Here is a 13,077-nt window from a genome sequence, read left to right as displayed (position 1 = left end):
AGGCCGCGCGCGCAAAAGCGATTTATGGCCGTTTGAAAGGAAGGGGCTTCGCTGGCAAAGTATCGAGAGCAAACCTTCGGAAAGAATTTCCTTGCGAAAGCATTCATCAGCAACACGTTCCGCAAGATGCGGCCGTGAATCGCCAGACAGTTGCACGCGAGAACGCTTTGCTTCGATGTTGTTGTACGTTTTTGACGTGCTTCCCGTCACGCGCCATTGAAAAGCAGCATCGTCAGTTGCGGATAGATGCCGATCAGCGCAAGCACGCCTGCCATGATGAACACATAGGGCAGCGTCCCCAGCACGATGCGTCGCAGCGGCACGTCGGGCGCCACGCTTTGCACGACGAAGAGGTTGAGTCCGACGGGCGGATGGATCAGCGCCATCTCCATGTTGATCACGACGACGACGCCGAACCAGATCAGGTTCCAGTGATACGCCTGCACCACAGGAACGAGCACGGGCATCGTCACGACGATGATCGCAATGGTCTCCATGAAACAGCCGAGAAAGATCAGCAGCAGGTTGATGCTGATGAACAGCACCCACGGCTCGACGTGAGCGCCCGCAACCGCTTGCGTCAACGATGCGGCCACCTGGCTCGTCGTCATTACATAGCCGAACACGATCGCCGATGAAATCACGGCCAGGATCATCACGCTGCTTTGCGCCGCGTTGATGAGAATCTCGTGAAACTTCCGCCAGTTCAGTTCGCGGTAGACGACGCCCGCCAGAATCAGGCTTGCGATAATGCCGAGCGACGCCGCTTCCTGCGGCGTCGCGAGCCCGCGATACAGCGAGCCGAGAATGATCAGGATCAGCAGCGCGAACGGCCCGATGTCCTTCAGCGCGACGATGCGCGCGCTGAGCGGCGCAAGCGGGCGCGTGCGGCGTTCGCCACGCGACTTGCGGCGCAGCGCGAGCGCCATCTGATAGACGCCGAACGCCGACGCCATGATTGCACCCGGCACCAGCGTCGCGACGAACAGGCGGCCGATCGACTGCTCGGCGATCACGCTATAGACGATGAGCGGAATGCTCGGAGGCAACAGGATACCGAGCGTTCCGCCTGCCGCCACCGAACCGCACGCCTGTGACGCAGGCAATCCGTGCCGCCGCATCTCCGAGACGGCGAACCCGCCGATCGCCGCCGCCGTCGCGACACTCGATCCCGATACGGCCGCCATCACGCCGCACGCGAGCGTCGTCGCGACGGCGAGACCGCCCGGCACGCCGTCGAGGATCGTCGCGAGCGCGCTATAGAGCCGCGCGCCCATGCCCGACGCCGACACGATCGCGCCCATGAACATGAACATCGGCACGGAAGTGAGCGTGAAGGTCGCCACCGATCCCCAGTACGTGCTCGGGATCAGATTCAGCGCATCCCACCCGCCGCCCGTGACGAACAGCGACACGAGCGCGACGAACAACAGCGCGAACGCGATCGGCACGCCGAACGACAGCACCGCGAGCAGCCCGCCGAACATGCCGGCGCCGATGAAAAGCTGGGTCACTTGTCTCTCCCGAGCACGAGTTCTTCGACGGACAGATCGTGGGTCAGCTCGCGGCGCGCGAACACGATCGTCGCGAGCCGCACCAGTTGCACGAGCGTCAGCAGCAGCGTGCCGGCGACGAGGCACAGATAGGGTATCCACAGCGGCAGCGAGAACATGCCCCACGAACGCTCGCCGCTCGTGTACGCGTCCCACCAGAACTGCACGGCCAGCACCGCGATCACGACGGCGACAGCCGACATCACGATCGTCGAGACGGCGGCCAGCACACGCTTGCCGCCTTCGCCGAGATGATGTCCGAGCACGTCGATCTTAAGATGCCGCGACTGCCATGCGAGCGCCGCCGTGCCGACGAACGTCATATACGCCATCAGATACGTCGTCACTTCTGTCACCCAGACGTCCGACAGATGCAACACTTCGCGCGCCATCACGCCATACGAAATCACCGCGACCGTCGCGATCACGGCGACACCGGCCGACAGCGCGACGCCCTTGCAAAAGACGTCGAGCAGATGAACGAGACGATCGAGCGGCCCTCGCATGCCTGCCTCCTACTTGTACAGCGCGACGCTCTGATCGAGCAGCCGCGCGCCGTCGGGCACTTCGTTGCGGAACTTCGGGAAGCTGACCTGCTGGAACAGCTTCTGCCATTGCGTCCATTCGTCGAGCGTCATCTTGTGGATCTGCACGCCGTGGCTCGCAAAGAGTTGCGCGACCCGGCGGTCGTCGGCTTTCGCGCCTTCGAATGCGCTCTGTTCGAGGCTCTGCCCCACGTCCGTCAGGATCTTCTGCTGCGCGGGCGTCAGCTTGTTCCAGGTCTTCATGCTGATCGCGATCGGCTCGATCGTGTAATAGATGCTGTACTGCTCGGGCGAGTCGTAGTACTTGGCCACCTCATAGAGACGGTACGAGCCGAACGTGCCCGACGACGTCCACAGGCCATCGAGCAGCCCCAGTTGCATCGCGTTATACGTCTCCGACGAAGCCATCGACACCGTGCTCGCACCCGCGCTCTGCAACGCCGCCTCCATCATCTTGCCGGCGCCGCGCACCTTCGTCCTCGAGAGATCGCCAGGCACGTTGACGGGCTTTCCCTTCGACGCCATGCCGCCCGATATCTGTATCCAGCACAAGGTCTTGAAGCCGTATGCTTCCATCTTCGCTTCCAGTTCGCGCCACGGCGCGGACGTGCGGAAGCGGTAGACGTCGTCGGGCGTCTTCCAGAGGCCCGGCAACAGGATCAGGTTCATCTGCGGGATCGCGCCCGCTGCATAGATGTACGGATAGATCGCCAGATCGACGCTCCCGTTGCGCAGCGCCGTATGCATGTTCAGCGCCTTCACCAGCGATTCGGCGGGAAAGATGTCGATATGGATCTTGCCGCCCGAGCGCTGCATCACTTCCTGCGCGAACTTCTTGCCCGTCTGCACGACGTAGTCGTTCGGATCGTCGGGCCACTGGTGAGCCATCTTCAGCGTGATCGCATCGTCCGCATGCGCCACGGGCAACGCGGCGACGGTACACGCCACGGCCGCCATCAGCGTCGTCAACAGATAACGAAGTCGTTTCATCCGCGTCTCCTTCCATGTTGGTTTGTCGTTGTGCGGAACGATGTCTCGCTACGCCGGCATCATCCCGTATCGCCTACCTGCTTCGCGATGCACGCGTAAAGCTGCGCGACCGATGCGGCCCGCGCGTCCTCGGGCAACGTATCGATGAGCTCGGCCACGCGGCGCGTCAGCAGGCTGCGCACGTGAAAGCGCTTGCGCAACTCTTCGGCGTGGGCTGCATCCACGTTTGCCGCGCGCCATTGCGCGTGTTCGTCGATCGCGGACGACAGTTGCGCGATCGATGCGTCGTCGTTCGCGCGCGTCAACAGCACGGGCGCGATGCGGTGTCCGTTCGCGCGATTGCGTTCGAGCACGTTGCGGATGTCCTGCGCCATGCGCTCGGCGCCCGGCAGATCGCACTTGTTGATGACGACGATATCGGCGGTTTCCAGCACGCCCGCCTTCATAGCCTGAATCTGATCGCCCGATTGCGGGCCCATCGTCAGCACGAGCGTATCGACGAGCGCGCGCGCGCCGTTCTCGACCTGCCCCACGCCGACCGTTTCCAGCAGGATTTCGTCGAAGCCATCGCCTTCGACGGCGGCGAGCACGTCGGCGAGGTTGTCGGACAGGCCGTCGGCGGACCAGCCGCTCGGCAACGAGCGGATAAAGACGTCGGTGTCGGCGAGCACGGCGTCCATCCTCACGCGGTCGCCGAGCAATGCGCCCGAAGTCGCGGGGCTGCTCGGATCGATGGCGATGATCGCGATGGACTCGCCTCGCGCCGCGCGCACTTTCGCGACGCGGCCGATCAGCGTGCTCTTGCCCGCGCCCGGCGGTCCCGTAAAGCCGATGCGGCGCGCGGGCCTTGCGCCGTGCGCGCGCAGAACCTGCAACGACTCGGCGACGCTTGCGCGCGCGATCTTCGACAAATCGCGCGCCAACTGGCGGCGCGCGCTGCTCGCGACACTCGCCGCCGATGCGCCGTCCCGGCCGCTCATGTCGACACCTCGCCGCACCACGCCGCCGTGTGCTCGCCGAGCAGCGGCGGCGGGCTATAGCTCGTGCGCACGCCGTCCATATGGATCGGGTTGCCGACCATCTTCAGCGGTCCCGCTTCGGATTCGATCTCGACGACGAGTCCGCGCGCCTGCGCCTGCGCGCTGTCGAGCGCTTCGCCGATCGACGCGAGCCGCGACACCACCACGCCCGACGACGCCAGCCTGTCGAGCCAATGCTGCGTGGTCTCGCCCGCGAACATCGCCGACAGCGCGTCGATCACCGTTGCGCGATGCGCGCGCCGCTCCGCCATCGTCGCGAAGGCCGCTTGCGTGATCCATTCGGGATGCCCGACGCGTTCAGCAAAGATGCGCCAGAAGTTGTCGTGCGTGATGAAGAGCATCAGCCAGTCGTCGCGCGTTTTGAACAGTTGCGCGGGCACGATGTATGGATGCGATGACAGCGCGTGCCGCGACGGCTGCTCGCCGCCGTTGAGCACGGCGCCCGCGACGTAGTTGAGCTGCGAGACCATCACGTCGAACATCGCGATATCGACCTGTCCGCCGCGCCCTTCGACGATCTTCGCGAGCAAACCGACAGCGCCCATGATGCCCGTCGAGTTGTCGACCGTGGAGAAGCCCGCCTTGGTCGGCGGACCGTCGGGGTCGCCCGTCAGATGCATGATGCCCGTGAGCGCCTGGATCACGTAATCGTAGGCAGGCAGTTCGGCGTTCGGGCTGTCGAGGCCGAAGCCCGTCAGCGCGACGCAGACGATCCGCTCGTTGTGCTCGCGCAGCCGGTCGTAGGTCAGGCCGAGCTTGCGAATCGCCGATGGCCGCAGATTCGTCACGAGCGCGTGTGCGTCGCGCACCATCGTTGCGAGCGCCTGCTTGCCGCTCTCGCTTGCGAGATCGAGCACGACGCTCTGCTTGTTGCGATTGAGGCTCGCGAAATACGCGTTGTGTGGACCGATCGCGTGCGGACTGATCGAGCGCCCGATGTCGCCGCCCGACGGCTCGATCTTGATCACTTGCGCGCCGAGGTCGGCGAGCAGCATGCCGCAGTACGGGCCCATCAACATGTGCCCGATCTCGATCACGCGGATGCCCGCGAGCGGTCCGTCGCGCGCGTCACGCTTGCGCGTATCGCCGGGCACGGCGAATCCGGGCGCGTTCATCCGAGCACCTTTGCAACGGCGTCGATCACGTCGGCGAGCGGCATGTCGCTCGTGAACACCCCGCGAATGCCCGCCTTCAGGAACGCCGCGCGATCGTCGGCGGGTATCGTGCCGCCGACGAACACGGGAATCTCGCCCGCGCCGCGATCCGAGAGCAGCTCGACCGTGCGCGCGACGAGTTCGTTGTGGCTGCCCGACAGAATGGACAGGCCGACTGCATCGACGTCTTCATCGACGGCTATCCTCGCGATGTACTCGGGGCTCTTGCGCAGGCCCGTGTAGATCACGCTCGCGCCGGCATCGCGAAACGCGAGCGCGATCACCTTGGCGCCGATATCGTGTCCGTCGAGCCCGGGCTTCGCAACGAGAATGCGCTTGCCCTTGAGCGGCGCGCGCGCGCTGCGGGGCGTCGCGGCCGCATGGCCAGCCGGATTGGCGGAACTGCTGCTCGTGCTGTTCATAGATGGACCGGCTCCTCGAATTCGCCCCATTGCTCTTTCAAACGCGCAACCATTTCGCCGACGGTCGCGTACGCATGACAGCAATCGACGAGATACGGCATCAGGTTGCCCTCGTCGCGCGCGGCCGCCGCGCTCAATGCGTCGAGCGACTTCTGCGCTTGCGTCTGATTGCGCGTATCGCGCAGCCGCTCGAAACGCTCGACGACGGTCGCGCTCGCCTGCGGATTCAGATGAAACAGTTCGCCCGGCTGCTCGACCTGGTTCTCGCGCCGGAAACAGTTCTGCCCGACGACGAGCCGCTCGCGATCATCCGTCTCGCGCTTGCGTTGCAGCGCGCTCTTCGCGATGCGCAGTTGCAGCCAGCCGTCTTCGATCGCTTTCACCGCGCCGCCATAGGCGTCGATCTCGTCCATCAGTTCGCGGATGCGCGCTTCCGTACGGTCGGTGAGTTCCTCGACGAAATATGAGCCGCCGAGCGGATCGACCGTGCGCGCGATGCCGCTTTCGTAACCGATGATCTGTTGCGTGCGCAACGCAAGCTCGGCGGAAAATTCGGTTGGAATCTGGAATGCTTCGTCGTAGGCGCACGTAAAGACGGATTGCGCGCCGCCCATCACGGCCGCGCACGCTTCGATCGCGACGCGCACGACGTTGTTGTACGGCTGCGCGGACGTCAGCGACGAGCCGCCGCAAACGACGCCGAAGCGGAACATCTGCGCCTTCTCGTCATCGACGCCGTAGCGCGCCTTGATCAACCGCGCCCACGTACGGCGCCCCGCGCGAAACTTCGCGACCTCTTCGAAGAGGTCCATGTGCACGTAGAAGAAGAAGCTCAGACGGCGCGCGAACTTCGCGACATCGCCGCCTCGCGCGACGACGGCATCGACATACGCAAGGCCGTTGGCGAGCGTATACGCCATTTCCTCGACGGCCGTGCAGCCCGCGTCGCGCATGTGCGCGCCCGCAATCGAAATCGGATTGAAGCGCGGCGACACTTCATTCGAGTACAGGATCGAATCGGCGATCAGGCGCATCGACGGACGCACGGGGAAGATCCATGTGCCGCGCGCCACGTATTCCTTCAGGATGTCGTTCTGGATCGTGCCCGTCAGCTTGTCGCGCGGCACGCCCTTCTTGTCCGCACAGGCGACGTACATCGCGTAGATCATCGCTGCCGTGCCGTTGATCGTGAACGACGTAGAAATGCGGCTCAGGTCGATGCCCTGAAACAGCAGCTCCATCTCGGACAGGTTCGAAAGCGATACGCCGACCTTGCCGATCTCGGAGCGCGCCATCGGATCGTCGGGATCGAGGCCGCATTGCGTCGGCAGGTCCAGTGCGACGGAAAGGCCCGTCTGCCCCTGCTGCAACAGGAAGCGGTAGCGTTCGTTCGATTCTTCCGCCGTGCCGAATCCCGAATACTGGCGCATCGTCCACAGGCGCCCGCGGTAGCCGTCCGCGAAGATGCCGCGCGTGAACGGAAACTGTCCCGGTGCGCCGATTCTGTCATCGCCATTCGCGCTGCTTGCTTCGCCGGGTCCGACGACGACGGGCACGTGCAGTCCCGATGGCGTGCGGTCAGGATGCGGCATGGCCATCGCTTCGTCGAGTTCGGCTGCGCTTGACTTCATGCTCGGAGGCTCCTTTCTGTGCAATGGCGGAACGGCACACGCAGCACCGGCTACGCCTTCGGGTCGGTTGTCGATGCGCGCTGCCGGTCGAGAAATTTTTGCGCCTGCTCCCAGTGCGCGGGCGCAGTCCATGTCGCGACGAAGGCGGCGCGCTCCGCATCGCGTGTCGCGTGCGCCAGGGCGAGGCGATGCGCGGCCGCGATCTGCCTGATTGCGCGAACCACATGCGGCGCGCGGCCGGCAAACGGCTGCGCGAACTGCGCGACGCGTTCGGCGAGCGGCTGCGCCGGATCGCACACATCGTCGATCAGGCCGAGCGCCAGCGATTCTTTCGCGTCCATCAAACGCGCTTCGGCGAGCACGCGCATCGCGCGCGCAGGGCCGAGCAGCGCGAACAGATCGGCCGAACCGCTGAAGCCCGTCGTAATGGCGAGCGTCGCCTGCACGAAGCCGATGCACGCATGCGCCGCCGCGACGCGGTAGTCGCACGCCACCGCCAGTTCCGCGCCGCCGCCGAGCGCCGTGCCGTTCAGCGCGGCGATCACGGGCACGGGCGTCGCGCGGATCGCGTCGAGCGCGGCGGCTGCATGATCGAACAGCGCGGTCGCATCGGCAACGCTGCGTAACGCGTCGAACTCGCGCAAGTCGCCGCCCGCCGCGAAGCTGCGTTCGCCCGCCGCCGTCAACACGACGGCGTGCAACGCGGTGTCGTGCGCGGCACCGGCGAAAACTTCGCGCAACGCGTCGAGCGTCGCCCGGTTCAGCGCATTGCGTTTATCCGGGCGATTGATCGTCACGTGAAGAACGCCGTCGCGCACATCCGTCAGCACGTTCGCTTGTGCGCTTGCTTGTGCGTTCGTCTGCATGCGAGCTTCGGCGTCATGCCGGTCGGTCATGGCTTGCTGTCTCCCCGGCGCGCGTCTTCAGTGGCCGCCCGCTTCGATCGCGCGCTTCGCTTCGAGCAGCACGGCGCCGATTCGCTCGATCTGATCCTCCATCCGGTGACGCGGCCCGGCGATGGCGATGCCCAGCACGTCGCGGTTCACGTCGACAGGCACCGCGACCGCGAACACATCGCTGACGCTCTCGCCGCGCGTCACGAAGTAGCCCTGCTCGCGTGACTGCGCGATGTCGTCGAACAGCGCGTCGGCCGTCGTCATCGTGTTGTCCGTGACGCTCGACAGCGCGGCCTGCGCGAGGAAGCGTCGCAATTCGCCTGCGTCGACGCGGCTCAGCATCGCCTTGCCGATCGACGTCGAATGCAACGGCTTCAATGCGCCCGCAGCGGAGCTATAGCGAATCGTCTGCGGCCCTTCCAGCACGCGCAGATAGACGATTTCGTCGTGCTGCCGCTTGCCGACGATGACGGTTTCCTGCGTCGCGTCGCGCAGCGTTTGAAGCTGAGGCTCGATGCGTTCGAGGTACGGATCGTTCGCGATGATCTTCGCCGCCATGTCATACAGGCGACGCGTGGGAAACAGGTCCTTTCTGCGGCTCGTCAGATACAGATAGCCGCGTTCGAGCAGCACCCGGACGATGCCGTGACTCGTGCTCACGGGCAGGCCTGCCGCCTCGGCGAGTTCGCTGAGCGTCATCGGACGCCCCTCGTTCTCGAATGCTTCGAAAATTCCCAGCGCGCGATCGGTCGGTTTCATTTCGTATGTTTGAAAAATGATTTGGTATTTCGAAAACAAGTATAGGGAAATTGGCCGTCTGTGCCAGCACCGTATGCTAGTGGAAAGCCCTGGTGCGTGTTCCTCAATGCGCCTCAATGGCTCGCGAAACGCTGCTACACGTGACGCGACAGGGCTGTGGCGCTATCCGGCGCAGCAGGAGCATTCCTTGACACGTCAAAAACCGGCTCCTATATTTCGATGCAAATATACGAAAATGCTTTCGAAATAGCGAAAATTACGCATTGATGCGGCAAGAGCAGCGATCCCGCGCCGCGTTGCAGAGGCCATTGAAACGATTCGGATGACGAACGTTTTGCGATGCCCGGTGCGGCGCAAGCCGGCGCACGATCAGGAGACAGACATGTGGATGACGGAGCTCGACAAGACTGAGCGGCGCACCATGGCCGGCTGTTTCCTTGGCTGGACACTCGATGCGCTCGACGTGCAGGTCTACAGCTTTGTCATCCCGACGTTGCTGATCAGCTGGCACATCACGGCAGCCGAAGCCGGCGTACTCGGCACGGTGACGCTGCTCGCATCGGCGATCGGCGGATGGCTCAGCGGACTCGCCGCCGACCGGTTCGGCCGCGTCGCCGTATTGCAGGCCACGATCCTCTGGTACGCGATCTTCACGTTCGCGTCCGGCTTCACGCAGAGCTACGAGCAGCTGTTCATCTGCCGCGCGTTGCAGGGCTTCGGCTTTGGCGGCGAATGGGCGGCGGGCGCCGTGCTGATCGGCGAAACGGTGCGGGGCGTCTATCGCGGCCGCGCAGTCGGCATCGTGCAGAGCGGATGGGCCGTCGGCTGGGGGCTGGCGGCGCTGCTGTTCGGCCTGTTCTTCTCGATCATGCCGGAGCATCTCGCGTGGCGCGCGCTCTTCTGGATCGGCCTCGCGCCCGCGCTGCTGGTGTTCTGGGTGCGCCGGCACGTACCCGAGTCGGGCGTCTTCACGAAGGGACGACGCGAGCGGCCCAATCGCGGCATGCTGCGTCAGTTGCTCGCCATCTTTCGCACCGACTATCTCGCGACGACGCTCAGGGTCTCCGCGCTCGCGACGGGATCGATCGGCGGCTCGTACACGTTCCTGATCTGGCTGCCGACATACCTCAAGACGACTCGCGGCCTCTCGGTGATCGGCACGACGGGCTATACGACGGTGATGATCGTCGGCGCGTTTGTCGGCTTCATTCTCGGCGCTTACCTGGCCGACTCGATCGGACGCAAGCGGACTTTCATGCTCAGCGCGATCGGCTCTGCGGTCATCCTCGGCGCCTACATGTTGATGCCGATCAGCAATGGCGCAATGCTCGTGCTCGGTTTTCCGCTCGGCCTCTGCGCGTTCATGATGTTCTCGCCGATGGGACCGTACATGACCGAGCTTTTCCCGACGCGCATCCGTGCTGCGGGACAAGGCTTCTGCTACAACTTCGGCCGTGGCATCGGCGCGCTCTTTCCGGCGCTCGTCGGCAAGCTGACGAGCGTGATAGGACTGGGCAACGCGATTGCGGCGTTCGGCATCGCGGCTTATGCCGTCATGTTCCTCGCCGTGCTGCTGTTGCCCGAAACGCTCGGCAGGCCCTTGCCCGACGATGCCGAGCCGTCCCTGCAGTCCGAAGGCGGCGCCGCAAAGAGCTATACCCCTTCCTGATACCGATAGCTCCCTATCCTTCATGTCCGCAAGCTGCCAGGCACCACGCACGACGATCAGCGCGCCCGAACATAAGGCGCCGCGCGGCGCGTGCGATTGCCATATTCATATCTCCGGTCCGTTCGAACGCTTTCCGTTGAGCAAAGGCCGCGCGTATACGCCGCCCGAAGCGTCGCTGCGCCAGTACGAGCATGTGCAGGACGTGCTCGGCGTGCAGCGCGTCGTCATCGTGCAGCCTAGCTTCTACGGCACCGACAACCGTTGCACGCTCGATGCCGTGGCGCACTTCGGCGCGCAGCGCAGCCGCGCGGTCGTCGTGATCGATCCGCATATCGGCGATGCACAGTTGCGGCTGATGCACGAAGCCGGCGTGCGCGGCGTGCGAGTCAATCTCGTGACGCCGGGCGGTCCACCCGTCGAGCATCTGGCGCAACTTTCGCAGAAGATCGCGACCTTCGGCTGGCACACGCAGATCTACGCAAACGGCGCGGACCTGCCCGACCTGCTGCCGATACTGCGCCGCCTGCCTACCGACGTGGTCATCGATCACATGGGGCAGATACCCGCCGCGTGGGGCACGGCGCATCCCGCCGTCACGGCGTTGCGCGCGCTGCTCGACGGCGGCCGTGCATGGTTGAAGCTATGCGGGTATCGTTGCTCGAACGAGGGCTATCCGTTTCGCGATGTCGACGCGCTCGCGACACTCTTCGCGCGCGTGGCGACGGAACGTTGCGTGTGGGGCACCGATTGGCCTCATCCCAATCTGGAAGGCACAATGCCCGATGACGGCGACCTGCTCGACGCGCTGATGCGTTGGGCGCCGTCGACGCAGGCCCAGCAACGCATCCTCGTGGACAACCCTGGCACGCTCTACGGGTTCGACCCGCAATGAGCCGCGCTATCCGATGAATTCTGGAGACGACCATGCTGATGGAACACAACGTGCCGTCCGACGTGAAATCGACGGTTTCCGAAGCCGAGTGGAATACGCGTGTCGATCTGGCCGCATGTTACCGGCTAATGCCGTATTTCGGCTTGAGCGATCTCGTGTACAACCACATCACGGCACGCATTCCCGGCGACGACACGCGCCTGCTGATCAATCCGTATGGCTATATGTACGAGGAGATCACGGCGTCGAGTCTGATCACGATCGATATCGACGGCAACGTGCTCTTCAATCCGAACGATGGCACCTACGGCGTCAACGCGGCCGGCTATGTGATTCACAGCGCGGTGCATGCGGCGAGGCACGACGTGAATTGCGTGATCCACACGCATAGCCGCGGCGGGCTCGCTGTGTCGGCGCTGTCGTGCGGGCTTTTGCCGCTCACGCAAACGGCGATGCGCTTCAGTCCCGTCGCGTATCACGACTATCAGGGCGTGGCGATCGACCTCGAAGAACGCAAGATGCTCGCTGAAGACCTGGGCAATGCCGAAGCGATGATTCTGCGCAATCACGGTCTGCTGGTCGCGAGCGCATCGATACCGCAAGCCTTCAACGCAATGTACTGGCTGGAAAACGCGTGCCGCGCGCAAGTCGATGCGATGGCGTGCAATACGGAGCTTCATTTGCCGCCGCAGCACGTGATCGACAAGACAGCGCACCTGTACAAGCCCGAAACGCGCCGTCCATACGGCGAAATGGAATGGCCCGCGATGCTGCGCTTTCTCGATCGACGTGACCCTTCGTATCGCGACTAGTCCGTGTATCGCGCCTCTCGCCGCACGTACGAATCGACTGGCGGACTTCGATAAAGACTGCGAAACTGGCAAGGCTTTCCCTGCAACGGCAACAGGAGAATCGACATGACCGATGCCTACCGTAGCAAAGGGCTATCCAGCGCAGTTTCGTATCAGGACCCGAAGGCCGCTTTTCGCTGGCTCGAAGCCGCATTCGGGTTCGAGCCGCTGTTCGTGATCCTCGATAGTGACGGCCATCTCGCCCACTCCGAAATGTCATATGGCGATTCCGTCGTGATGGTCGGCAGCGAGTGGAGCGACGACCATAAGAGCCCGCGCTCCGTGGGTGGCAAGAACACGCAGTCCGTGCATGTGCAACTCGCCGAGGGCGAAGACATCGACGCCCATTGCGCCCATGCGCGCGCGGCGGGCGCGACGATCCTCGCAGAGCCGCAAACGCAGTTCTATGGCGACCGGACTTATCGTGCAAAGGACCCGGAGGGTCACATCTGGACATTCGGCGTCACCGTGCAAAAGATGACGCCTGAAGATTGGGACAAGGCGAGCGGGTTCACCACGCGGACGCGGCTAGATTGAGCGCCTTGATCTGGTCGATGGCCGTCGGCCCGAGCCGCGGCATAGCGCGTACCGCGCAAAAGGCTTTGCATCGCTGAATGAATTCACTTGCGCTTATCCGCGATAACGATAGCGCTCGATATTATTTGCGCGACCGCA

General features: G+C 64.2%; 13 protein-coding genes. 4 read left to right on the top strand and 9 right to left on the bottom strand.

Going from position 1 to position 13,077, the window contains the following annotated elements:
• Positions 1–206 precede the first annotated feature (206 nt).
• The 9 genes from AABE10_RS03875 to AABE10_RS03835 are packed head-to-tail and all read right to left on the bottom strand — an operon-like array spanning position 207 to position 8,990.
• The gene (locus AABE10_RS03875) at positions 207–1,514 is read right to left on the bottom strand and encodes a TRAP transporter large permease (RefSeq protein WP_342931944.1); all 1,308 of its coding nucleotides are present in this window, start codon (positions 1,512–1,514) and stop codon (positions 207–209) included.
• Positions 1,511–2,059: a TRAP transporter small permease gene (locus tag AABE10_RS03870; protein ID WP_342931943.1), complete on the bottom strand. Its 549-nt coding sequence runs from the start codon at positions 2,057–2,059 to the stop codon at positions 1,511–1,513. The genes AABE10_RS03875 and AABE10_RS03870 overlap by 4 nt, the downstream gene beginning before the upstream one ends.
• A gap of 9 nt (positions 2,060–2,068) precedes the next feature.
• Positions 2,069–3,088, bottom strand: coding sequence for a TRAP transporter substrate-binding protein DctP (locus AABE10_RS03865; protein WP_342931942.1), 1,020 nt, complete (start codon positions 3,086–3,088; stop codon positions 2,069–2,071).
• 59 nt (positions 3,089–3,147) lie between these two features.
• Complete coding sequence (locus AABE10_RS03860) at positions 3,148–4,068, bottom strand: ArgK/MeaB family GTPase (RefSeq protein ID WP_342931941.1); 921 nt, start codon at positions 4,066–4,068, stop codon at positions 3,148–3,150.
• Positions 4,065–5,243, bottom strand: coding sequence for a CoA transferase (locus AABE10_RS03855; protein WP_342931940.1), 1,179 nt, complete (start codon positions 5,241–5,243; stop codon positions 4,065–4,067). The genes AABE10_RS03860 and AABE10_RS03855 overlap by 4 nt, the downstream gene beginning before the upstream one ends.
• Positions 5,240–5,704 carry a cobalamin B12-binding domain-containing protein gene (locus AABE10_RS03850; RefSeq protein ID WP_342931939.1) on the bottom strand — a complete coding sequence of 155 codons (465 nt, stop codon included), beginning with the start codon at positions 5,702–5,704 and terminating at the stop codon, positions 5,240–5,242. Before AABE10_RS03850 ends, AABE10_RS03855 begins: the two co-directional genes overlap by 4 nt.
• Positions 5,701–7,335 (bottom strand): acyl-CoA mutase large subunit family protein, encoded by a 1,635-nt coding sequence (locus AABE10_RS03845; RefSeq protein WP_342931938.1) that lies wholly within the window; start codon positions 7,333–7,335, stop codon positions 5,701–5,703. Before AABE10_RS03845 ends, AABE10_RS03850 begins: the two co-directional genes overlap by 4 nt.
• Before the next feature lie 50 nt (positions 7,336–7,385).
• The gene (locus AABE10_RS03840; RefSeq protein ID WP_342931937.1) at positions 7,386–8,231 is read right to left on the bottom strand and encodes an enoyl-CoA hydratase/isomerase family protein; all 846 of its coding nucleotides are present in this window, start codon (positions 8,229–8,231) and stop codon (positions 7,386–7,388) included.
• 27 nt (positions 8,232–8,258) lie between these two features.
• Positions 8,259–8,990, bottom strand: coding sequence for an IclR family transcriptional regulator (locus AABE10_RS03835; RefSeq protein WP_342931936.1), 732 nt, complete (start codon positions 8,988–8,990; stop codon positions 8,259–8,261).
• 382 nt (positions 8,991–9,372) lie between these two features.
• Between AABE10_RS03835 and AABE10_RS03830 the strand changes: the two genes are divergently transcribed.
• The 4 genes from AABE10_RS03830 to AABE10_RS03815 all read left to right on the top strand — a co-directional run bounded on the left by AABE10_RS03830 (position 9,373) and on the right by AABE10_RS03815 (position 12,939).
• Positions 9,373–10,659 (top strand): MFS transporter, encoded by a 1,287-nt coding sequence (locus AABE10_RS03830; protein ID WP_342931935.1) that lies wholly within the window; start codon positions 9,373–9,375, stop codon positions 10,657–10,659.
• A gap of 22 nt (positions 10,660–10,681) precedes the next feature.
• Positions 10,682–11,551 (top strand): amidohydrolase family protein, encoded by an 870-nt coding sequence (locus AABE10_RS03825; protein ID WP_342931934.1) that lies wholly within the window; start codon positions 10,682–10,684, stop codon positions 11,549–11,551.
• 32 nt (positions 11,552–11,583) lie between these two features.
• Positions 11,584–12,363, top strand: a complete 780-nt coding sequence (locus tag AABE10_RS03820; protein WP_342931933.1) for a class II aldolase/adducin family protein — start codon at positions 11,584–11,586, stop codon at positions 12,361–12,363.
• A 105-nt stretch (positions 12,364–12,468) separates the two neighbouring features.
• Positions 12,469–12,939: a VOC family protein gene (locus tag AABE10_RS03815; RefSeq protein ID WP_342931932.1), complete on the top strand. Its 471-nt coding sequence runs from the start codon at positions 12,469–12,471 to the stop codon at positions 12,937–12,939.
• The last annotated feature ends 138 nt before the right edge of the window (positions 12,940–13,077 follow it).

The organism is Paraburkholderia diazotrophica, from assembly GCF_038900755.1.
Taxonomy (GTDB): domain Bacteria; phylum Pseudomonadota; class Gammaproteobacteria; order Burkholderiales; family Burkholderiaceae; genus Paraburkholderia; species Paraburkholderia diazotrophica_A.
This window is presented reverse-complemented; position numbering and strand designations above follow the sequence as displayed.